The organism is Allobosea sp. UNC402CLCol, assembly GCF_000745475.1.
GTDB classification, from domain to species: Bacteria; Pseudomonadota; Alphaproteobacteria; order Rhizobiales; family Beijerinckiaceae; genus Allobosea; species Allobosea spartocytisi.
Map to the genome: position 1 here is coordinate 89,987 of NZ_JQJJ01000008.1, position 21,883 is coordinate 111,869.

Sequence of the window (21,883 nt, forward strand, 5' to 3'; positions counted from 1 at the left end):
CCGCGGGCCACCGATATGTCACTCACATGACGACCGGCAGGCGCGGCCGGACTTATGGTGACCGGGCCGCGACGTGTCAACGGCAAAAAGGCCACGGCCGCAAATTCCCTGTCGGAAAGCGCAAGCTCGCTCATGCCTCCGCTGCCAGATGGCGCATCACGAACGCCGCGCGATCCGCAACGCTGGCGCGCGGGAGCTCAAGCAGCCGGTAGCCATAGCGCGGATAGGTCGCCACCATCACCTCATAGGTCCGCTTTGCCTCGGCCAGATCCTGCCTGCGCTCGGCATCCTGCGTGAAGATCTCCGGCCAGAATGGAACGATGAACACCGTCTCGCGATAGCGGCACGCCTCGGCGGCGCGCGTGACGGTTTCGGGCACCGGCAGCCCGCACAGGCCGAGATAACCGGCGATGTCCGGAATGCCCCGGTCAAAGAAGACGAAGCCGGGTTGGTCCTTCGCCGCCGCATGGCTGCGCAGATCATGCGCCAGCATCAGTTCGGCGAAGCGCGTCCGATCGGCCCAGGGCAACCCGTTCCCGCCCGCGGCCATCTGCTCGCGGATGACCGCCCGGCCCGCCTCCGGCATGACGGCGTGTCCGGATGCCGCGAGCATCTCGATCAGTGTGGTCTTGCCGGAGCCGGGACCGCCGGTGATGACGACGAAGCGATGGCTGGCAACTGCCATTGTTCAGGCCTTTCATGGTCGAGGAAGAGGGCGCGGTGCGTTCCGCGCTGGTCAAGCGCGCCGTGCCGTGGCACGGCAGGCGGAAGAATTCTGGAGAAAGCGATGGCCCCGCCCTTCCGTCCCAAACAGGCCTGGCCCGGCGGCAAGCGGCCCGGCGGTCCTGCCCGCCGCACCGGCGCCCCGCCGCCGCACCGCCCCGGCGAGATTGACGAAGCCGTGCTTTACGGCGTCCACCCGGTCGTCGAAGCCCTGCGCAACCCGCAGCGGCGCTTCCGGCGGCTGCTCGCCACCGAGAACGCGCTACGCCGCCTGCGCGAGGAGATCGGCGAACTCCCGGTCGAGGCCGAGCTGGTCCGCCCCTCGGAGATCGACCGGCTGCTGACGCCCGATTCGGTGCATCAGGGCCTTTATCTCGTCTGCGATCCCCTGCCCTCGCCCGATCTCGACAGTCTGCCCGACGATGCCGTCGTGCTCGCGCTCGACCAGATCACCGATCCGCACAATGTCGGGGCGATTCTGCGCTCGGCCGCCGCCTTCGCCGCCGCCGCGGTGATCGTCACCATCCGCCATTCGCCGGCCGCGACCGGCGTGCTGGCGAAATCGGCCTCCGGCGCGCTGGAACATGTCCCGCTCATCGCCGTGCGCAATCTCGGCGACGCGCTGGATACGCTGGGAAAACGCGGCTTCCTGCGTGTCGGCTTCGATTCGGACGGCGACGTCACGCTCGATGACGTCGCGCTGCGCCGCCCGCTCGTCATGGTGATGGGCGCCGAGGGCAAGGGCCTGCGCCAGCGCAGCCGCGAGCTCTGCGACCATGTCGCCCGGCTCGAGGTGCCGGGCGCGATCACCAGCCTCAACGTCTCCAACGCGACGGCGATCGCCCTTTACGCGGCGAGCCGGCGCCGCTGATTCGGTTCAGCGCCGCGGCACGGTCAGCAGCAGCGCGCCCGTCTCGGCATGGGCGAAGCGCGTCCGCCGGCCGCCCTGCGGCTCGGCCTCGCCGATACGAATGACCCGCGCCACGGGCCGCAGGCGCGATCCCTCCAGCCGATAGATCGTCGGCTCGGGCGTCGGCTCCCGGCGGATGCCGGCCCGCGCCGTCAGGTTCTCGAAGGAGTCCGGATCGACCGGCTTCACCGTCTCAGTGGGTCGCTCGATCACCGCGACCGTCGCGTCGTCCGCCGGATAGAACAGCCATGGATCGGCATAGCCCGGTCCGACCCAGGACCAGCGGCGATGCAAGCCGTAGCGGAAGCCGTGACCGGCCATGCGGGCATGCCGCCCGATTCGCGCCGAATCCGTGCCGGAGCGATGAACGAAACCCATCGCCTTTGGGCCTGGCGCCGCCCCGAAACCGCCGCCTCGCCCCGCGGCGCTGGCTTCGCCGACCGATAGTCCGGCCGCCAGCAACAGGCCGCAGGACAGGCCGATGATACGCAACGCCATGGCGCGCCTCCTCATCCGCATCTCGTCAAGCCTCCGCCTTCGCAGTATAATCGCACTGTGGTGCCTGACCAGCCCATGCGCGCCTCGATTTGGCGCCCTGCACCGTTCCTCCGATAGTCTTAAGACGAACGGTGCAAGACCAAGTGCTTGATTGCACCTGCGACATTCCGCGCGCAAACCTCTGATTCAACCCGGAATGGCGGGGTTTCTCGACCATTCCGGCGGCGCGGACACCGTCTCCAACGAAGACGGACCGCGCCCCGAGGAACCGGCCGGGACAACCGACCGCACGCGGATTCACCAAGGGAGGCAAACGCCATGAGCATGGCATCGCAAGCATCGGATTCGAGGGCCGCCCCTCGACCGATGACCAAGGAAGAAAGAAAGGTCATCATCGCCTCGTCGGCCGGCACGGTCTTCGAGTGGTACGACTTCTATCTGGCGGGTTCGCTGGCCGCCAACATCGCCCAGACCTTCGTGCCGGGCGACAACGACACGGCAAAGTTCATCTTCGTGCTGTTCGGCTTTGCGGCGGGCTTCGCGGTGCGCCCCTTCGGTGCGCTGTTCTTCGGCCGCCTCGGCGACATGATCGGCCGCAAATATACCTTCCTGGTCACGATGACCGTCATGGGTCTCGCCACCTTCGTGGTCGGCCTGCTGCCCAGCTTCCAGACCATCGGCTATCTCGCGCCGACGGCCTTCATCATCTGCCGCCTGCTGCAGGGCCTCGCGCTCGGCGGCGAATACGGTGGTGCCGCAACCTATGTCGCCGAACACGCCCCGATGGGACGGCGCGGCTTCTACACCTCGTGGATTCAGACGACCGCGACGGTCGGCCTCTTCCTGTCTCTGATCGTGATTCTCGGCCTGCGCCTCAGCATGTCGCCGGAGGCCTTCGCGGCCTGGGGCTGGCGCGTTCCGTTCCTGCTCTCGATCATCCTGCTCGGCTTCTCGATCTGGATCCGCCTCCAGCTCGCTGAATCGCCGGCCTTCGTGAAGATGAAGGAAGAGGGCACGCAGTCGAAGGCGCCGCTCTCGGAAGCTTTCGGCAACTGGCAGAACGCCAAGATCGGCCTCATCGCGCTGTTCGGCGGCACGGCCGGCCAGGCCGTCGTCTGGTATACCGGCCAGTTCTACGCGCTGTTCTTCCTGACGCAGACGCTGAAGATCGACGGCACGACCGCCAACCTGCTGATCGCGCTCGGCCTGCTGCTCGGCACGCCGTTCTTCATCTTCTTCGGCTGGTTCTCGGACAAGATCGGCCGCAAGCCCATCCTGCTCGCGGGCTGCCTGATCGCGGCACTGACCTACTTCCCGCTCTTCACCATGCTGGCGAAGACGGCCAATCCGAACCTGATCAATGCGACGGAGAACGTGAAGCTCGTCCTCACGGCCGATCCGGCCGAGTGTGGCACGCTGTTCGACCCCGTCGGCGTGCGGACCTTCACCAAGCCCTGCGACGTCGTACGCCGCGCGCTGGCCACCAACTCGATCCACTACGATCTGGTGCCCGGACCGGCTGGTTCGCCGCTCAAGGCGACGATCAACGGCAAGGACGCGCCAAGCGGAGTCGCCGAACTCACGGCCGCCGCCCAGGCTGCCGGCTATCCGAAGGCGGGCGATCCGAGCATCCTGAAGACGCCCTCGATCGGTGAGCTGCTCTCCAGCAGCCGCGCCCTCCAGGCCGTCGGCATCCTGTTCATCCTCGTGCTCTTCGTCACGATGGTCTACGGGCCGATCGCCGCCCTGCTGGTCGAGCTCTTCCCGACCCGCATCCGCTACTCCGGCATGTCGCTGCCCTATCACATCGGCAATGGCTGGTTCGGCGGCTTCCTGCCCCCGACCGCCTTCGCCATCGTGGCCGCCAGCGGCAACATCTTCTCCGGCCTGTGGTATCCGATCATCGTGGCGCTCGGCACCTTCGTGATCGGCCTGCTCTTCCTGCCGGAAACCAAGGATCGCAACATCCTGCAATGATCGCCGCCTGAGGGCGACGATTCAGGCCCCGCCCGCAAGGGCGGGGCTTTTTCGTGCAGGGAAGACCCCGAACGCTCCGCAACGCCGGACGTGCCGAACAGCGGGTGACTGCAGCTCAGGCGTAGGCGACCCAGCCGCGAAACGCGAAGCCCATATAGAACTGACTGACCGCGCCAAAACCAGCCTCGCGCAAGAGCTGCTCGTCCTCCTCGGGAGCAAGGATCGGCAGGCGGCCTGCGATCGCCTCGCGCGCCTTCTCGGCCTGCGCCGGCTCGACGCCGGAAGCGACGGCGAAGGCGGCATAGCGCGCGAGCCACAGCTCGCGCTCGCCGGCTCCTTGCGGGAAGCTGAAATGAGCGACCGCGAGCGGGGCGCCGGGCTTCAGGCGCCGCCGGATCTCCCCGAGCGTGCGCAGGCGCTCGTCGCGCTCGACGAAATGTAAGGTCAGAATGCAGGTCGCGGCATCGAACGGCCCTTCCGGCGCGCGATCGATCAGCCCGTGATGCAGGCAGACCCGGTCCGCCAGCGAGCCAAGGGTCACCTTCGCGAGGTTCAGCATCTCGGCGGAAGGATCGACCCCGTCGAACCGCCAGCCGGGCCGTGCCTCGGCAAGAACCTTGATCTCGAGCCCCCCGCCGGCGCCGAGAACCAGAATCCGCGCGTCGTCGGACGCATGCTCCGCGAGAAGGAGCATGACCATACGCTGCAGACTATCGAAACCGGGCACCAGGCGCGGCGGCCCTTCGGCATAGCGCGCGACGGCCTGCTGGTCTGAGAACGCATCCATGCTCGTCGGGGTAGCATAGCCAACCCTGCCTTGCGAACCGCCGGGCTCCGTCGCGCAACGGCCCGCTTGCCCTCGCCGCGGGAGCCAAAGTTGCGTAAGTTTTGAGTATGCCGAGTTGGAGGACAGAGCGGATCAATCTGGTCGTCTCCCCCAGCGAGAAATCGCTGTTCGAGGCCGCCACAAAAGAGGTTGGACTCACACTGTCATCTTGGATAAGGACGGTGGCCCTTGCTTCAGCCAAGAAGGTCGTCGTCACAAAATCCGACACACGCAAGTAGGTTTTTCGTGTGCCGGGAGATGACTAACCAACTGGTACGCATTGGGATTTTGAAGTTTTTGCCGGCGTAGCACAGCGGTAGTGCAGCGGTTTTGTAAACCGAAGGTCGGGAGTTCGATCCTCTCCGCCGGCACCAGTCCTTCTTCTTATCGCCACTGCCCCCGCCCCGTCACGCGCACTGCGCGTTCCGCCACGGTTCGATCTGTGCGGAAGACAAGCCGGCGCCGCCGGGCGGTGATATAATGCTGGTGGACGGCGGCCGGGCAGCGAACCGATCCCTCGCGCCGCTCGTGGAGGCCCCGATGAAGTTCCTTGCAGCCATGCTCGTCCTGGCCCTGAGCGTGAACGCCGCCGCCGCTCAATCGCGACCTTCGACCGTCTCGCGCCTTTGCGCCGCAAGCCGTCAGGATGTGCTCTCGCGCGGCGCCATCGTCCTCGGCACCGGCGGGCAGACCTATGACCGCTTCGTGCGGGATCGCAGCTTCTGCCAGTTCGACGAATTCATCGACCCGGCCTGGGTGCCGAGCCGCGACACGCCGGCCTGCTTCGTCGGCTATCGCTGCAAGGTCGGCCCGTTCTGGGACGACTGACCGCAGTGGCGTCGAAGGAACTCCGGCGGGCGCCGGCAGTTGTTCCTTTCGGGGTGAGGTGTGTACGGGAGGCGCCTATGCGTCGCTTGCTTCTCATCGCGGCATCGGTCACGCCGCTGCTCTTTGCTGCCAGCACCGAGGCGCTGGCCCAGCGCCAGTTCGGCGGGCATGGCTTCCGCGCCGGCGGCTGGCATGGCGGAGCCTGGCGCGGCGGGGGTGGCTGGCGCGGTATCCATCGTGGATTCTATCCGGGCGCGGCTTTCCGGAGCGGCGGCTTTGGCTGGCGCGGCTCTTACGGGCCGCGTTACCGCTACGGAGGCGGCTACCCCTATTGGGGCCTGGGCGCGGCCGCGGCGACGATTGGCGCGCTGGCGACCTACCCCGCCTATCCGGACTACTACCCTGATTACCCCGTTTACCCCGTCTACCCGGCTTATCCGGCCTATGCCGTTGTGCCGGGCGGCACGGGCGGAAGCTGCAGCACCCCGGTCAAGATGTGCACGCTCTACGAGCGCGCGCCGCTCGGCATCGGCTGTTCCTGCCGCGTCCCCGGTGGCAGGGCACGAGGAGCCGTCGTCGGCCCCTGATCCGCGGAACCGGCGGGAGTCGTGATGCCTCGGCGCCGACGCAGCTTGGCGCTGCCGCCCGCCATGCGATAGGATGCCGCAGCAACCTGTTCCGGCCGCCGCACGCGGCGGCCGGAATGCCGTCAACCGACGTCGCGGAACGAATGGACGACCGGAATCATCTTCTGGCGCTGGCGGAGCGCTGCGAGGCTTCCAGCAAGCCGAATCGCGAGCTCGACGCCGAGATCTACGAGGCGCTGGGTTTCACGGTCCGCCGCAAGCCGACGCGGCTCGCCACGCGGCGCACCCCGGCCGGCGGCATCTATCAGCAGGGCAGCTTCTGGAAATCGCTCGGCGCGGTGAGCGCCGACATCAACATCGCCGTCTCCCTGCTGCGCGAGAAGGCCCCGGGCTGGAGCTGGAGCCTGCAATGCTTCGCCTCCGAGGACAGTCTCGCCTTCCAGGCGCTTGTGGCTGAGTGCTCCGGGCAGGGCGTGATGGGATCGCTCGCCCTCTGCGCCGCGATGCTGCGGGCCCTGGCACGGCATCGCCCCGATGCCGAGGATCAGGTCTAGCCCTCCGCCATTGTCAGACTTCACGAAAACTTGACCCCCGGATGGCCGGTGGCGGTTGAACGCATCGGCCGGGCCGCTACCTTCCCCCGTGTCCCGAGGGAGAAAAAATCATGCAGAGCATTCGGTTATCGCGACGGAAGACCATGGCCGGCGCCGGCGCGCTTGCCGCCACGGCGGCGCTCGGCCTCCCGGCCGTGCCTCCCGCGCAGGCGCAAACCCCTGCCAGCGGACAGGCTCCGGGCTTCTATCGCTACAAGGTGGGCGACATCACCTTGACCGCGATCAACGACGGCTTCGCCAAGCGCCCGCTCGAGGGTTTCGTGCGCAATGCGGAGCTGAGCGATGTGAAGAAGGCGATGGCCGGGGCCTTCCTGCCGCAGGACGCGCTCAACATCACCTTCACCACGCTCGCCATCCAGCAGGGCGGCAAGCTGACGCTGATCGATACCGGCAACGGCGATTCCGGTGCACCGACCTCCGGCACCTGGATGGCGAACTTCAGGGCCGCCGGCTTCGACCCGAAGGATGTCTCGACCGTCATCTTCAGCCATTTTCACGGCGACCACATCAACGGCTTCCGCCTCAAGAACGGCGCCGCCGTCTTTCCGAACGCGGAAGCCATGGTGCCATCGGCCGAATGGGCCTTCTGGATGGACGATGCGAAGATGAATGCCGCGCCGGACGCCATGAAGGGCGCCTTCGCCGGGGTGCGCCGCGTCTTCGGCCCCGTTGCCAAGGATGTCAGGCAGTTCGAGCCCGGCAAGGAAATCCTGCCCGGCATCACGCCGATCGCCGCGCCCGGCCATACGCCCGGCCACACGGTCTTCGCGCTCTCCTCCGGCGACAGCCGGATGATGATCATGTCCGACACGACCAACCACCCCGCCCTCTTCGTCCGCAATCCCGATTGGTCGGCGGTCTTCGACATGGATGGCCCGCAAGCGGCCGCGACCCGCCGCAAGCTGCTCGACATGGTCTCGGCCGATCGCATGCAGGTTGCCTTCTACCACGCGCCCTTCCCGGCCACGGGCTTCATCGCCAAGGACGGCAACGGCTTCGAGATGGTGCCCGTGCAGTGGAGCCCGGCGATCTGAGCGATGCCGCATCGCCGCGTGACGGGAGGCCGGGCTCGCCCGGCCTTTTTTGTCGCCCGGCTGTCTCGCGCCTTTCGCCCGCCCCGTGCTAGATCGGCAGTGACGCCGCAAGGCCCGCCGCTTCAGGACCCGTCATGACCGAGCGATTCGGCGCGATTTCCTTCGTCGCCAGCGAAACTCCGGAAGCCGAGGCCGCCCTCGTGAAGCTGGCGGAGCGCTATGGCAATGCCGACCCCGCCAAGGCGGACGTCATCGTCGCGCTCGGGGGTGATGGCCTGATGCTGCAGACGCTGCACCGCTTTCTCGGCACGGGAACGCCGATCTACGGCATGAACCGGGGCTCGGTCGGCTTCCTGATGAACGAGTTCAAGGAACGCGGCCTGAGCCGCCGGCTCGATGCGGCCCAGCGCAGCGTCGTCCACCCGCTGTCGATGCAGGCCGTCGACCGGCAAGGCGGCCGCGTCGCGGCCAAGGCGATCAACGAGGTCTCGCTGCTGCGCCGTTCCTATCAGGCCGCCAAGCTCCGGATTTCGGTGGACGGGCAGGTTCGCCTCGCCGAGCTCATCGCGGATGGCGTGCTGCTGGCGACGCCGGCCGGCTCGACCGCCTACAACCTCTCGGCCAACGGCCCGATCCTGCCGCTCGACGCGCCGCTCCTGGCCCTGACGCCGATTTCCGCCTTCCGGCCACGCCGCTGGCGCGGGGCGCTGCTGCCCGACTATGCCCAGGTGACGATCGACGTGCTGGAGGCAGACAAGCGCCCGGTCAGCGCGGTGGCCGACCACACCCAGATCGACGAGGTTTCCTCGGTCTCGATCGAAATCGACCGGACGGTCGACCTGGTCATGCTGCACGATCCCGGCCACAGCCTGGACGAGCGCATCCTGCGCGAGCAGTTCGGCTACTGAGGGGCCTTCAGGCCGCGTCGCGCAGATCGCCGCTTTCGAGCTCGATCAGGAAGGACGGATCGGCCTCGACCAGCAAGGCGAAGGCCGCGTCGTCGGCCAGCGAATCCGCCATCAGCCGGGCCTCGTCGCGCGCGGCCTCGGCGTCCATGCGACGCAGCAAGGCCACGAGCGCGTCGGCCTCCGGCCCCTCCATCGCCTCGCAGGCGGCAAGCACCTCGCGCAGCAGCGCCCGGTCGATGCCGCAGCGCGCCGCGCCCGCGTCGAAGCCGCGCGCATTGAGCGCCAGGATGGCGACGACGAAGGCCAGTTCCAGCGCGGGCGGCAAGCCCGCCTTGCGGCAGAGCGCCTTGAGGCCGGCCCCGCGCCGGTCGCGCAGCAGTGCGGCGACACGCCCCGGCGGCAGATCGGACAGCGCGACGAAGGCCGCCTCGGCCAGCGCCGGCTCTCCGCTCAGGAGGGAGCGCAGCATCAGCCCGGGCGTTAGCCGCCCCGTCGCGCGCAGCACCTCGACGATCGCCGGCGCATCGGTCGCCTCGCCACCGGCAGCGAGCGCCACCGCGACGCGCTCGGTCGCCTCGCGTGCGAGCCGTGCGCTGCGCTCCGGCGTCAGCCAGCCGCAGCCGGACACGAAATGCGCCAGCGCATCGGAAACTCTGGAAGCGATCACCTGTCGCAGGCCGGGCGGCAGGTCGGGCCGCTCCAGCAGCGCCTCGCGAAGGGCGCCATTGTCGCCGCAGCGCTCGATCATCCGCTCGAAGGAGAAATCGGGAATCTCGGCCGTGCGGTTATTGACCAGCGTCAGCAGGGCTTCCTCGCCGCCGACCTCAGCCAGAGCTGCGGCCACGCCCGCGGGCAGGCAACGGCGCATGGCGACGGCGCGCTGGGCGAGCAGGTCACCGACGGCCGCCGCATCGACGAGATCCGCCTCGGTGAACACCGGGGAATGCGCCAGCATCAGGGCCGCGACATCGCTCTGGTCCGCGATCAGCCCGAGCGCGAGATTGCGCGGCGTGTGCGGCGAAGGCGCCATCTCCTCGGCGATGGCCCGCCGCACCAACGGCGAGGGATCGTCGATCAGCGCGATCAGGGCCGTCTCGGCCTCGGCGCGATCCTCCGGCGAGAGGCTGGAGCGCAGATAGGCGCCGGCGAGCGCGGCAGCGCCCGAGGCGCGTGCCTCGGCGGGCGCCGTGCGGGCCCAGAGCAGGAAGCGGCGAACGATCATGCGTCGCTCCGCTGGATCATGAAGGACGAGAGGTCGAGCGGCCCGCGCCTGGCCTTGCCCGCAGCCTGCGCGGAGCCCGTCGCCGGCAAGGCAAGATCAGCCGGGCGGGTGGGCGGCAGCGGCGCGGCCATCGCCCTGCCCTGACCGCCGGTGTCGCCGGAGCGCGCGCCGTCGACGGCGGCCGAGGATGCCGCGTCACTCTTGACCCGTGGGAAATAACGCTCGCCGCTGTCTAGCGCGGCCGTGCGGGTGCCGTTGGCGCGCGGCGACGTCCAGAGATTGGCGACGGCCTTCGAGACCGGCTCGCGCGAGCCCCCGGTCGAGAACAATCCGATCAGCCCATGCGCGCGGCCGGGCTGGAGCGCCGCCGCGATCTCGGCCACCGGCGTCTCCTCCGTCGTCGCGTTGCCGCTCGTCGTCGATGCCGCTGCAAGCTGGGTGCTGGCATGGCTCGCCGCCAGCACGCCATAGACCTCCTGGACGCTGCGTGCCCGGCCGGCCTTGTCATAGAAGATGCCGCGATTGGCCGCGGCGGCCTCGGGAAAGTCGCGCGCCGCAATGCGGCTCGGATCGCTCGCGGCCGCCCGGATCAGATCGGATGCACCGCGCGCGCCCAGCACATGGGCCATGTAGAGCTCGCCCGCCTGCGGCTGGCGACCGAGCGCGCCAGCGAGCTGGTCGCGGTTCTTCTGGGTCAGCGCGCCCGCCATGACGGCGGAAACCTGGGGGTCGTTGCGCAATTGCAGGATCTTCTCGCGCAGCGCCGGGTCGGCGACGGTCAGCCGGCCGCCGCTGTCGTTGATGGCGTCGGCGTAGGTCTGCAGGCCCTGCTTCGGCCCCTCCTGCTTCACCATCGACAGCCAGGTCTGCTCGATGAACTGGAACAGGCCGGTCGCGCTCGATGATTTCGCCTTGGCGTCCGGCGTCAGTGACGATTCCCGCTGCGCCGTCTTGAGCAGATAATCGAAGCCCGCGCCGGTCCGATCCGCGCCCTCGCGAATGGCGCTGACGACCGGGTTGGCGGCGGGCTGGGTCTCGCGGCTCGGCGGCGTGGTGAAAAGGAACATCGAAGGTCTCGGGCGCGGCTCGCCGCGAGGCTGCGGGGACGCGCCACAAGATTGCCTCCATTATGGTAAGCGAAGGGTTAAGGCCGCCCGCCGTTCCTTAACGCCGCCGCTTTCCGCTTCCCTCTCCGCGGAACGCCCTTTACCACTTTCGCGCCGGCTCAGTGCTGGCTTTGTGAATGCGGAGAAGGTCGATGGCAGAACTGGAGCGTCACAAGCGCGGCGGGATCTATTTCGAGGACTTCCAGATCGGCGCCGTCATCGAGCACCGCCTGACGCGGACCGTCACGCAGATGGACAACATGCTGTTCTCCAACATGACGCTGAACCCGCAACCCCTTCATATCGACGCGCATTTCTGCGCGACCGAAACCGAATGGGGCAAGCCGCTGATGAACTCGCTGTTCACGCTCGGGCTGATGATCGGTATCTCCGTGAACGACACCACCGTCGGCACCACCATCGGCAATCTCGGCATGACCGATGTCACCTTCCCCGCCCCGCTCTTCGAGGGCGACACGGTGAATTGCACCACCGAGATCGCCGCCAAGCGCGAGTCGCGCTCGCGCCCCGATGCCGGGATCGTCGAGTTTCTTCACAAGGCCTACAAGCAGGACGGCACGCTGGTCGCGCAGTGCCGCCGCCAGGCCTTCATGCGCAAGCGCCCCGCCCCCGCCACGATCGCGGTCTGACGCGGATGCGCTCGCTCCTGTTCGTGCCGGGTGACAGCCCGAAGAAGCAGCAGAAGGGTCTGGAGAGCGGCGCCGACGCGCTGATCCTCGACCTCGAGGACTCCGTCGCGCTCGACGCCAAGCCGCAGGCTCGCACCATCACGCGCGACTTCCTGCAGGCGGCCCGCGCCCTGCCGAAGCGCCCCTTGCTGATCGTGCGGATCAACGGCCTCGCCAGCGGCATGAGCGACGCCGATCTCGACGCGGTCATGCCCGGCGCGCCGGATGCGATCATGCTGCCGAAATCGGAAGGCGGCATCGATGTCGGCCACCTCGCCGCCAGGATCGCGGTGCGCGAGGCGGAGGCCGACCTGCCCGATGGCGCGACCGGCATCCTCCCGATCGCGACCGAGAACGGCAAGGGCATCTTCGGGCTCGGCACCTATGCCCGCGCCTCGCACCGCCTGCTGGCGCTGACCTGGGGCGCCGAGGACCTCTCCGCCGATCTCGGCGCCGAGACCAACCGGCTGCAGGACGGCTCCTATACCGATCCCTACCGCCTCGCCCGCGCCCTCACCCTGTTCGGCGCCAGCGCCGCGCAGATCGACGCGATCGATACCGTCTTCACCAATTTCCGCGACGATGCAGGATTGCGGGCCGAGTGCCTCGCGGCACGGCGCGACGGCTTCACCGGCAAGATGGCAATCCACCCGGCTCAGGTCGCCCCCATCAACGAGGTCTTCGCGCCCTCGCCCGAAGCGCTCGCCAGGGCCGAGCAGATCATCGCGCTCTTCGCCGCCAATCCAGGCGCCGGCGTGATCGGGCTCGATGGCGAAATGCTGGATCGTCCCCATCTCATCAGGGCGGAGCGTCTGAAGGCCCGCGCTCTGAAACTGGCTGAATGATGTGCCGGAGGCGATTCCAATGACTCAGGTTTTCGAGGTATCGGGCATGCATTGCGGCGGTTGCGCCTCGCGCGTCCAGCGCGCGGCGACGACGCTTTCACCCGGCGCGACGGTGACGCTGGACCCACCCCGCCTGACGCTCCCGGAAGGCGCCGGCCTCGACGCCGAGACGATCAATCGCGCGCTCGCCGAGCTCGGCGACTACCGGGTCAAGGGACCGCTGGCGGGCTGAAGCCGGCGGCCACGAGGCGTCATGCTCGGGCTCGACCCGAGAATGACGGCAGCCCAACGACCGCCCTACCCGCCCGCCGGCCGCTGGAGCGAGAACACGCTCGTCACCTCGGCATAGTCGGCATAGCCGCAGCGCGCGATCGGATTGGCTCCGGCCGTGTCGAAGCGCCCGTCCTTGACGAAGGCGTCGTCGATGAAGATGCCGAGGACCTGGCCGATCACCATCCAGCGCGGCACGTCGTTGCCGTCGATGTCGCGCAATTGCTGGATCGAGACGGATCTGCATTCGAGCGCAGCCGGCGTGCCCGCGACCCGCGGCGACTTGACGAAGCGGGACGGCGCCATCTCGAGCCCCGCATGAGGGTATTCGCTCTGCCCGCGCGGCAGCGGCGCCGAGGTCAGGTTCATCTGCTGCATCAGCGCGCCCGAGACGAGCGAGCAGGTGAACTCGCCCGTTTCCTCGATGAAGCTCACCGCGTCCTTCTTGTTCTCCGAGGAGAACATCACGAGGTTCGGCCGCGAGGAGATCGCGTTGAAGAAGCTGTAGGGCGAGAGATTGACCTCCCCCTTCGCGCTGAGCGCCGTGATCCAGCCGATCGGCCGCGGCGCGACGATGGCCTTGAACGGATCATGCGCGAAGCCGAGATCCTCCCGCGTCGCCGAGTAGATCATCGCGTCAGGCTCCGTAATAGCTGATGATGTCCGCCATCACCGGCCGGTCGCGATCGGTGATCGGCGCCGTCGGCGTGCCGATATGGACGAAACCGGCCATGCGCTCGTCGGCGGCGAGGCCGAATGCCGTCAGCACCTCGCGGTCGAACGAGAACCAGTTCGTCAGCCAGGAGCCGGCATAGCCCTTGGCATAGGCGGCGACGAGCAAGGTCATGCAGACGGCGCCGGCCGACAATTCCTGCTCCCAGAGCGGGATCTTGGCGTGCTCGCGCGCCCGCGACACCACAGCGACGATCACCGGCGCATGGGTCAGGCGCTTGCGCTCGAATTCGACCTGATCCGCGCTGGCCTGCGGGTTGCGCTCGCGGAAGACCCGCGCGACGACATCGGCCGCCTTCTCGCGCGCCTCGCCCGCGAAGACGATGAAGCGCCAGGGCACGAGCTTGCCATGGTCGGGCACCCGCGCGGCGATGGCGAGAAGCTCGCCGAGTTCGGCCCCCTCGGGTCCGGGAGCGGCGAGGAACTGCGGCGGCACCGAGCGACGCAGCTTGAGCAGGGAGAGCGTATCGGTCATGAAACATCCGGGCTATGGCGATGGTCGAGACCTATGCCTTCGCCATGATGAGGACAAGCGAGCCTGCTCATACATCGCCGCAAGGGCTCTAGGGACGAAAAGCATGTTTGAATTGGATGGCCTTGAAGCTGGCCGCCGCAAGATCGGCGGGCTCGGCCGCTTCGCGGCCTTGCTCGTGCCTGCTCTCGCTTTCGCCCGGGTAGCCTTGGCCCAGGCTCCGGTCCCGGCTCCCGCCGTCGATACCATGCCCCCGCCGGCCGCCCAGAGCGTGCAGGACCAGCCCGGCGCGCAGGCCGCCGTCGCCCGCCTCGCTGTCTCCGCCCAGTTTGCCAGCGATCGCAAGCCGATCCGCTCCGGCCTGAACTGGCGCATCCTGAGCGAGACGGCGGACGGCTCGGCCCCGCGCATCGTTGCCCGCTCCGCCGACGCCACGCCGAACTTCATGCTGCCGCCGGGCAACTACATCGTCCACGCGGCTTACGGCTTCGCCAGCGGCACCAAGCGGATCAGCCTCGGCTCCCAGGGCGTCAACGATCAGGTCCAGATCAGCGCCGGCGCGCTGACGCTGGCCGGCTCGATCGGCGACGCGCCGATTCCGGCCGGGTTGCTCTCCTTCCAGGTCTTCGTGCCCCTGCAGGGTAACTCGGAAGGACGGCTGGTGACCGGCGAGGCCAAGGCCGGCGACCTCATCCGCCTGCCCGAGGGCACCTATCACGTCGTCTCGACCTATGGCGATTCCAACGCCATCCAGCGCGCCGATGTCCGCGTCGAGACCGGCAAGGTCACCGATGCGACGCTGCATCACCGCGCCGCCAAGGTCACGCTGAAGCTCGTCGCAACGGCAGGGGGAGAAGCCTTCGCCGGCACCGCCTTCAGCGTGCTGACGCCGGGCGGCGACGTCATCCGCGAGGCGATCGGCGCCTTCCCGCAGGTGATCCTCGCCGAGGGCGATTATGTGCTGATCGCCCGGCAGGAGGGGCAGGTCTATTCGCGCGATTTCAAGGTCGAGTCCGGCATCGACCGCGATATCGAGGTGCTGGCCAAATAGCGCGCTTGCCGTTGCCGCCGGAACCTGCCGACTTCGCCCTCGAAAGGCAAAGCGCCCTCAGTCGACCGTTTCGGCTTTCTTGCTGACGGTGCGGATTCGAATGTCCCCCACGGCCGCGAAGATGCCGTCGGCGATGCGCGAGGCGAGGCAGCGATAGCCGGCATCGACGAGATGCAGCCCATCCATGCCGACGAGTTCCTCCTCCGTGAACTGCTTCGAGCGCGACCAGCCCTTCATCATCGCATAGCGCGGGAACAAGGCGGCTCCCTGCTGCTCCGCCGTCTTCGTCAGCACGGCCCGATAATCGTCGAGTTGCGGATAGCGCTCCTCCCGAGGCAGCCAAGGCAGATCCATCAGGATCATGTCGATGCCGGCGGCGCGGGCCTTGGCGATGCCCTTGCGTAGGATCTTGGTCAGCTTTTCCGTGCCGATATCGCGGATCGCGTCGTTGACCACCGTCTGCCAGATCACGATCGAGGGCTTTTCCTCGATCACATCGGTATCCATGCGCAACAGCATGTCATAGGCCGACTGGCCGCCCACGCCCTTGTTGAGGACGCGGACTTCGGCTCCCGGCAGGCGCCGGCGCAGTTCCGTCTGCAGAACGAAGGGGTAGCTCCTGTCCTCCGCGCTGGCGCCCGAGCCGGCCGTGGTGGAGGAGCCGAGCGCGACGACGGTGAGCCGTCCCGTCTCCTGCATCGCCTTGCGGGCCGCCGGAAGCACCGGCTGGAACGCCTGCATCGCGCCGGCGCGGCAGCGCATATCGACGGAGGCAGGCGAAACGGGAGGAGCAGCCAGCGCGAGCGAGGTCAGCGCGAAGAGAAAGATGGCAGCCGCGCCTGTGCGCTGGATGCCACGCCGGGAGCCTTGGCAGGCTCCGCGCGCTGATCGCGACTCGTGATCGAACGGTACCACGACAGGAAAATCCCTAGCCCTGTCAAGAGTGTAACCCCACCGGCGCAGAGCAGCAACTGGACGTCCAGGGCAAAAGACGTTTCCGCCAGCACGATCTGCCCGATGATCGCAAGTACGATACCAACGCAGAAGACATGCAGCGAGTTGCGTCCCGAGCAGGCCAGCGCCCGCCCGACGACCGAGCGTGTGAGCATGCCGCCGGCCGGCAGCCAGCGGATGACGAGCCAGGCCAGGGCTCCGAGATGGAAAAGCCGGCTCCAGGCGAGATTGGTCTTGTCGGAGCCGAGCTGAACGGAATCGAACCAGTCGTTCAGCAGGGCGACGCCCGTCGGGTTGCCCGTCGGGATCTTCACCAGCCAGGCGAAGAGGAGGAAGGCGACGGCCGCGGCATCGAGCCAGCGCAGCCGCGGCATCGTGACCCCGAGCTGCACCGAGCGGCCGAGAATGACGCCGAGCGTGAAGATCACCTGCCAGGCGAAGGGGTTGAAGAACCAATGGCCGCCGGAATTCGGCAAATGCAGATCGAGCGCCAGCGCCACCTGCCAGATCGCCAGCGAGCAGAACAGCGTCAGCGCCGGGCTGAGGCGCACGCCGTAATAGATCGCCGGAAACAGGGCCAGCAACACGATGTAGAGCGGCAGGATGTCGAGATAGGAGGGCTGGTAGGTCAGCGTCAGCGCGCCGATCAGCGCCTCTCCCGTATCGCGGAAGAAGGGCTGGATGTTGATCGCCTCGATGTAGAGCGGGTTCTGGGTCTGCGTCACCGCAACCGCGATCACGCCGCAGACCAGGATGAACACCGCCAGATGGGCGATGTAGAGCGTCCAGAGCCGGCCGCCGAGCTTCAGCGCCGCGATCGAGAAGCCGCGCGTTTCGATCAACCCGCCATAGGCGAAGGTCGCGGAAACGCCGGCCAGGAGCACGAAGGCGTCGGCCGCATCGGAGAAGCCGAAATTGTTCGGCATATAGGCCGAAACCACGTTCCCCGGCATGTGGTTGATGAAGATGATCAGCAGCGCGAGCCCGCGCACCATGTCGATCCGTGTATCGCGCCCCGCCGCACGAAGCGCTCCGCCTTCGGCTGGACGGCCGAACAGCATGAAGCGCTTGAATGACGAGTCTAGGGACACGAAAGGCAGTCCTCTGGCAGGCTCTATCGGTCGGGAAGGGAAACGCCCGCTCCGGGCGGCCGGTTCCATCCCACCGACGGGAAGATGAACGTCATCTGCAGAATCCGTTCATCTGCCGTTCATATAACTCGGCATGCCGGGCGTCACGCGGCGCAATGTCACAACCCCGTGTGAAGCAGGCGGCCGCAGGAAATTGCATCTCTGCGGCTGGAACATGGCGATCGAGAAACTTTGAGGATCGCGTGGCGCATCGGCCAGAAAAGCGGAATGCGATTTTCGGAGAAAGACGCAGCAAAAACAAAAGCCTACAGCATCGGACTGAATACGATGCCGTAGGTCACCGCACGCCCTGCCGGGCGCAATCGCAGCAATCACGGCTGCGTTGTCGCGCGGGATCTTTCCGAAAGGCGGATCCGGCTTTCGGTCCGCTGCTATGGCGCCTCAATAAGGCGGTTCGGCATAGACCGGCTTGCCGTCGATCAGGAGCCGCTTGATCGCGGCTTGCCCCGAGGCCGAGACGGCGGCGACGACCTCGACGCGGGCCTTGTCGGTCGTCTCGATCGCCCTGCCCTCGCCCTGCGGCACGAAATAGCTCTCGATGCCATAGGCGATGCGCAGCCGCCGGCGGTCGCCGGAGCAGTCGAACTCCCCGGCATCGTTCAGCGCGCAGGCGCTCGTCGAGGTCACGCGGCCGGCGATCACAACCGTGTCACCGCTGGCCGCGGGCCGGTCGCGCGATACGCCGGCGGCACGCGCGAAGCCCTCGCCGTCACGCCTGAGCGTGACATAGACGGTCTCGCCGCGCGTGTAGTCGCCGTCCTTGCCGGTGTCGACCACGCTAATCGGATAGGCGAGGACCACATAGTCGCCCCGGAACAGGTCGCGCGGATCGACCGGCACGGTGCGCAGGCGGATTTCCGTTCCGCTGCTCAGGATGCTGGCCCGCTGCTGCACCAGCGCAAGCAGCCCGAGCGCCAGCAGCAGCGCGGTCGCCACGGCCCGCCAGAGCAGCGGCACCCTTGCGGCAATCGCATCGACGGAGAGCGCACGCATCACGCGGCCTCCCCGGTCGGGCCGTTGAGCCTGGCGAACAACCGCCGCGCGCCCCAGGCTGTGACGAGCAGCGCGGCGCCGGCCAACAGGAAGAACAGCGATTGGTCGAGTAGCGTGCCGATGGTCTGCCAGAGCAGGATCAGGATGGCGACGCCGAACAGGATCGAGCCCGCCGTCAGAATCCGCCGGATGCCACCGGCCGCGCCAGCGATGACCAGCGCCGTCGCCGCCAGGAGCACGAGGCTTGCCACCGCGATCTTGCCGGGCATGCCGGAGACGCGGTCGCTCCAGAACAGCACCGGCACCAGAAGCGCCAGCAGCAGCCCCACCGCCAGCGGCCAGGCGAAGCGCCGCTCGCGCGCGATCGCACCCAGCAGGATGCTCAACGGAACGGCCACGGCATAGGCGTAGAACACGAACAGGAAGGCGTGCCCCGCCCGCGCCTCACTCGCATCGAGAATGCGGGCCAATTCGCTATTGAGCACGATAACGAGGCCGATCAGCCCCCAGGGCAGGCAGGCCGTCAGAAGCGCCGGCCCGCCCCGGTCGAGCGCAAGGGCGCCCAGGGCGACGAAGGCGACGGAGATCGCAAGCCCATAGGCCAGCAGGCCATAATCGAAGGAGTTCAGGAGCCACTGTCCCGGCGCCATGCCGAGCCAGAAGGCCGCTGCGAGCACGGCAAGGTGGTGCACCAGCCGGTTACCGCGGGAGAGCGCGATCCACAGCGCCGGCAGGTAGAGCGCGAAGAAGCCGTAATGCATCCCGCTGGCCGCTTCGTCCCAGCGCCCGCCGCTCCAGGCGCAGAGCGCGACGAAGGCGATCGCCAGCGCCCCGTTCGAGCGCATCAGGAAGGCCGCGACCAAGGCGCCGAGCGCGACCAGCATCGCGCCGCCCGGCCAGTCCGCCGGCAGATGATACATCTGCCCGACGAGCGCGAGCCCGGCGCCGAAGATCAGCACGCCGCAGGTCGTCGCGGCATCGGCCCCGCCGGTCGAGCCGGCCTTCTGCAGGCGATAGGCGACGGCGAAGGCGACCGCGATGCCGGCAAGGATCATGGCGAGCTTGACGAGGCGCGGAATCGCCTCCCAGTTCGCCGCGACGAAGGCGGCGACGGAGGAGGCGATCAGCAGCCCACCGAACAGCCCAAGCAGGGCCGGCAGGCGGAAGCCTGCATGTTCGCGGGCGACGTCGCGCCTGATGGCACTGGCGCCGTCGGGCGTGATCCAGCCTTCGTGAGCCCAGCGGATCAGGTCGGCTTCGAGTCGTTTGCGGTAGGAACCGGTCAGCATTGCCTGCTATCTGCCATGAGCCCGCAGGCTTTTACCAGAGGCGGCCATAGCAAGCCGTCATTTCTCCGGGATCGTCATTCTCGGGCGAAGCAAAGCTTCGACCCGAGAATCCCGTGCAGGATGAGACGCCCTTCCGCCCCGAGATGCCCGGGTCAAGCCCGAGCATGACGAGAATGCCTCAGGCCGCCCGCGCTTTTTGCCTGCGCACCAGATCCGGCGCCAGCGCTTCCTGCGTCAAGACGGCGATCGCCTCCGACAATGGCATCACCGTCTGCGCCTGGCTGCCGAGGCGGCGGAGCGTCACGGTCTTCTCCTCCGCCTCGCGCTTGCCCACGGCGATGATGACCGGGACCTTGGCGAGCGAATGCTCGCGCACCTTGTACGAGATCTTCTCGTTGCGCAGGTCGGCGCGGGCGCGCAGGCCCTCGCCCAGCAAGGCCATCGTCACCTCCTCGGCATAACCGTCGGCATCCGAGGTGATCGGCGCGACGATAACCTGTTCGGGCGCCAGCCAGAGCGGGAAATGCCCGGCATGGTGCTCGATCAGGATGCCGGTGAAGCGCTCCAGCGAGCCGCAAATGGCGCGGTGGACCATCACCGGCTGCTTCTTCTCGCCATCGGCACCGATATAGAAGGCGCCGAACCGCTCCGGCAGGTTGAAGTCGACCTGCGTCGTGCCGCATTGCCAGTCGCGGCCGATGGCGTCGCGCAGCACATACTCGAATTTCGGCCCGTAGAAGGCGCCCTCGCCCGGATTGATCTCGGTCTTGATCCGGTTGCCGGACTGCTCCGCGATCCGTTCGAGCACCTTGCCCATCACCTCTTCGGCATGGTCCCAGACCGCATCGGAGCCGACGCGCTTCTCGGGCCGCGTCGAGAGCTTGATGACGAGATCGTCGGTGAAACCGAAATCCTCATAGACCGAGAGGATCAGGTCGTTGATCTTCAGGCATTCGGCGGCGAGCTGATCCTCCGTGCAGAAGATATGCGCATCGTCCTGCGTGAAGCCGCGCACGCGCATCAGCCCGTGCAGCGCGCCCGACGGCTCGTAGCGATGCACCGCCCCGAACTCGGCCAGCCGGATCGGCAGGTCGCGATAGCTCTTCAGCCCATGCTTGAAGATCTGGACATGGCCGGGGCAGTTCATCGGCTTCAGCGCGAAGACCTTGTGGTCGCGCTCCTTGTCGTCCGGATTCTCGAAGGCCGAGGCCGATTTCACCGCGAACATGTTGTCCTGGTACCAGCCCCAATGGCCCGAGGTCTCCCAGAGCGACTTGTCGAGGATCTGCGGCGCATTCACCTCTTCATAGTCGGCGGCGAGGCGCCGGCGCATATAGGCGATGATCTCCTGGAACATCCGCCAGCCCTTGGAGTGCCAGAACACGACGCCCGGCCCCTCCTCCTGGAAATGGAACAGGTCCATCTCCCGGCCGAGCTTGCGGTGGTCGCGCTTCTCCGCCTCCTCGAGCTGCTTGAGATAGGCGTCGAGCTCCTCCTGCTTGGCGAAGGCGGTGCCGTAGATGCGCGTCAGCATCGCGTTGTTCGAGTCGCCGCGCCAATAGGCGCCGGCCACCTTCATCAGCTTGAAGGCATTGCCGACCTTGCCGACCGAGGTCATGTGCGGGCCGCGGCAGAGATCGATCCAGTCGCCCTGCGCGTACATCTTGAGCGTCTGGTCGGCGGGGATCGCATCGACCAGCTCGACCTTGTAGGCCTCGCCCTTGTTGGCGAAGAAATCCTTGGCCTTGTCGCGGCTCCAGACTTCCTTGGTGAAGGGTTTGTCGCGCGCGATGATCTCGCGCATCTTCTTCTCGATCGCCGGGAAGTCCTCAGGCGTGAAGGGCTCGTTGCGGGCGAAGTCGTAGAAGAACCCGTTCTCGATCACGGGGCCGATCGTCACCTGCGTGCCGGGAAAGAGCTCCTGCACGGCTTCGGCGAGGACGTGGGCGGTATCGTGCCGGATCAGCTCCAGCGAACGCGGGTCTTCCCGGTTCAGGAACTCGATCCTGGCGTCGCGCTCGATCGGGTCGGCGAGGTCGACGACCGTGCCGTCGAGCGCCATGGCGACGGTGCGCTTCAGGAGGGAGGGGGAAATGCCCTTGGCGATCTCGACCCCGGTGATGCCGGAGGGGAACTCGCGCTTGGCGCCGTCGGGAAATGTCAGGGAGATCGTCATCGATCGCGCTCCTGCTCACTCGGGGATA

At 67.7% G+C, this 21,883-nt stretch carries 23 protein-coding genes and 1 tRNA gene; 12 read left to right on the top strand and 12 right to left on the bottom strand.

Translation table 11 applies throughout. The features are described from left to right. Positions 1–130: 130 nt before the first annotated feature. Positions 131–685 (bottom strand): AAA family ATPase, encoded by a 555-nt coding sequence (locus tag GY40_RS02375; protein WP_038358394.1) that lies wholly within the window; start codon positions 683–685, stop codon positions 131–133. A 102-nt stretch (positions 686–787) separates the two neighbouring features. Between GY40_RS02375 and rlmB the strand changes: the two genes are divergently transcribed. Then, positions 788–1,594, top strand: a complete 807-nt coding sequence (gene rlmB, locus GY40_RS02380; RefSeq protein ID WP_038358395.1) for a 23S rRNA (guanosine(2251)-2'-O)-methyltransferase RlmB — start codon at positions 788–790, stop codon at positions 1,592–1,594. Positions 1,595–1,600: 6 nt separating this feature from the next. Here rlmB and GY40_RS02385 read toward each other — a convergent pair whose 3' ends face one another. Continuing rightward, entirely contained in the window at positions 1,601–2,131 is a 531-nt protein-coding gene (locus tag GY40_RS02385) for a hypothetical protein (protein WP_038358396.1), read from the bottom strand. A 366-nt stretch (positions 2,132–2,497) separates the two neighbouring features. Between GY40_RS02385 and GY40_RS02390 the strand changes: the two genes are divergently transcribed. Continuing rightward, complete coding sequence (locus GY40_RS02390) at positions 2,498–4,108, top strand: MFS transporter (protein WP_038358397.1); 1,611 nt, start codon at positions 2,498–2,500, stop codon at positions 4,106–4,108. A gap of 115 nt (positions 4,109–4,223) precedes the next feature. Here GY40_RS02390 and GY40_RS02395 read toward each other — a convergent pair whose 3' ends face one another. Beyond that, a complete protein-coding gene (locus GY40_RS02395) occupies positions 4,224–4,895 on the bottom strand; it encodes a class I SAM-dependent methyltransferase (protein ID WP_038358398.1) in 672 nt (223 codons plus the stop codon). A gap of 338 nt (positions 4,896–5,233) precedes the next feature. Between GY40_RS02395 and GY40_RS02400 the strand changes: the two genes are divergently transcribed. From GY40_RS02400 to GY40_RS02425, 6 genes are all read left to right on the top strand, one after another. Beyond that, a tRNA-Thr gene (locus GY40_RS02400) sits at positions 5,234–5,308 on the top strand. Positions 5,309–5,474: 166 nt separating this feature from the next. After that, positions 5,475–5,762 carry a hypothetical protein gene (locus GY40_RS02405; RefSeq protein WP_038359879.1) on the top strand — a complete coding sequence of 96 codons (288 nt, stop codon included), beginning with the start codon at positions 5,475–5,477 and terminating at the stop codon, positions 5,760–5,762. A gap of 77 nt (positions 5,763–5,839) precedes the next feature. Beyond that, entirely contained in the window at positions 5,840–6,349 is a 510-nt protein-coding gene (locus GY40_RS27435) for a hypothetical protein (RefSeq protein ID WP_051987443.1), read from the top strand. 143 nt (positions 6,350–6,492) lie between these two features. Continuing rightward, complete coding sequence (locus tag GY40_RS02415; RefSeq protein ID WP_038358400.1) at positions 6,493–6,903, top strand: hypothetical protein; 411 nt, start codon at positions 6,493–6,495, stop codon at positions 6,901–6,903. A 110-nt stretch (positions 6,904–7,013) separates the two neighbouring features. Then, positions 7,014–7,997 carry an MBL fold metallo-hydrolase gene (locus GY40_RS02420; protein ID WP_038358402.1) on the top strand — a complete coding sequence of 328 codons (984 nt, stop codon included), beginning with the start codon at positions 7,014–7,016 and terminating at the stop codon, positions 7,995–7,997. Positions 7,998–8,131: 134 nt separating this feature from the next. After that, positions 8,132–8,905: an NAD kinase gene (locus tag GY40_RS02425; protein ID WP_038358403.1), complete on the top strand. Its 774-nt coding sequence runs from the start codon at positions 8,132–8,134 to the stop codon at positions 8,903–8,905. Between the two features lie 7 nt (positions 8,906–8,912). Here the strand turns inward: GY40_RS02425 and GY40_RS02430 are convergent, their stop codons facing one another. After that, positions 8,913–10,127: a DUF2336 domain-containing protein gene (locus tag GY40_RS02430; RefSeq protein WP_038358404.1), complete on the bottom strand. Its 1,215-nt coding sequence runs from the start codon at positions 10,125–10,127 to the stop codon at positions 8,913–8,915. Next, entirely contained in the window at positions 10,124–11,194 is a 1,071-nt protein-coding gene (locus GY40_RS02435) for a hypothetical protein (RefSeq protein WP_051987444.1), read from the bottom strand. The genes GY40_RS02430 and GY40_RS02435 overlap by 4 nt, the downstream gene beginning before the upstream one ends. A gap of 191 nt (positions 11,195–11,385) precedes the next feature. On the opposite strand from GY40_RS02435, the gene GY40_RS02440 reads away from it, so the two are divergent. From GY40_RS02440 to GY40_RS02450, 3 genes are read left to right on the top strand one after another with little or no spacing between them, the layout of a single operon-like run. Then, positions 11,386–11,883, top strand: a complete 498-nt coding sequence (locus tag GY40_RS02440; protein WP_038358405.1) for a MaoC family dehydratase — start codon at positions 11,386–11,388, stop codon at positions 11,881–11,883. Between the two features lie 5 nt (positions 11,884–11,888). Continuing rightward, positions 11,889–12,767, top strand: coding sequence for an HpcH/HpaI aldolase/citrate lyase family protein (locus GY40_RS02445; RefSeq protein WP_038358407.1), 879 nt, complete (start codon positions 11,889–11,891; stop codon positions 12,765–12,767). 19 nt (positions 12,768–12,786) lie between these two features. Then, a complete protein-coding gene (locus tag GY40_RS02450) occupies positions 12,787–12,999 on the top strand; it encodes a heavy-metal-associated domain-containing protein (RefSeq protein ID WP_038358409.1) in 213 nt (70 codons plus the stop codon). A 65-nt stretch (positions 13,000–13,064) separates the two neighbouring features. Here the strand turns inward: GY40_RS02450 and GY40_RS02455 are convergent, their stop codons facing one another. Then, positions 13,065–13,670, bottom strand: coding sequence for a flavin reductase family protein (locus tag GY40_RS02455; RefSeq protein WP_038358411.1), 606 nt, complete (start codon positions 13,668–13,670; stop codon positions 13,065–13,067). 4 nt (positions 13,671–13,674) lie between these two features. Then, entirely contained in the window at positions 13,675–14,244 is a 570-nt protein-coding gene (locus GY40_RS02460; protein ID WP_038358413.1) for a nitroreductase family protein, read from the bottom strand. 103 nt (positions 14,245–14,347) lie between these two features. Here GY40_RS02460 and GY40_RS02465 point away from each other — a divergent pair, with 103 nt between their 5' ends. Continuing rightward, positions 14,348–15,292 carry a hypothetical protein gene (locus GY40_RS02465; protein ID WP_051987445.1) on the top strand — a complete coding sequence of 315 codons (945 nt, stop codon included), beginning with the start codon at positions 14,348–14,350 and terminating at the stop codon, positions 15,290–15,292. Positions 15,293–15,349: 57 nt separating this feature from the next. Here the strand turns inward: GY40_RS02465 and GY40_RS02470 are convergent, their stop codons facing one another. From GY40_RS02470 to thrS, 5 genes are all read right to left on the bottom strand, one after another. Then, positions 15,350–16,033, bottom strand: coding sequence for an SGNH/GDSL hydrolase family protein (locus tag GY40_RS02470; RefSeq protein WP_038358416.1), 684 nt, complete (start codon positions 16,031–16,033; stop codon positions 15,350–15,352). Between the two features lie 68 nt (positions 16,034–16,101). After that, a complete protein-coding gene (locus tag GY40_RS02475) occupies positions 16,102–17,337 on the bottom strand; it encodes an OpgC family protein (protein ID WP_197062692.1) in 1,236 nt (411 codons plus the stop codon). Between the two features lie 441 nt (positions 17,338–17,778). Continuing rightward, entirely contained in the window at positions 17,779–18,390 is a 612-nt protein-coding gene (locus tag GY40_RS02480) for a GDYXXLXY domain-containing protein (RefSeq protein ID WP_038358420.1), read from the bottom strand. Continuing rightward, positions 18,390–19,679, bottom strand: a complete 1,290-nt coding sequence (locus GY40_RS02485) for a DUF2157 domain-containing protein (RefSeq protein ID WP_038358422.1) — start codon at positions 19,677–19,679, stop codon at positions 18,390–18,392. The genes GY40_RS02480 and GY40_RS02485 overlap by 1 nt, the downstream gene beginning before the upstream one ends. A gap of 178 nt (positions 19,680–19,857) precedes the next feature. After that, positions 19,858–21,855 carry a threonine--tRNA ligase gene (gene thrS / locus GY40_RS02490; RefSeq protein WP_038358423.1) on the bottom strand — a complete coding sequence of 666 codons (1,998 nt, stop codon included), beginning with the start codon at positions 21,853–21,855 and terminating at the stop codon, positions 19,858–19,860. Positions 21,856–21,883: the final 28 nt, after the last annotated feature.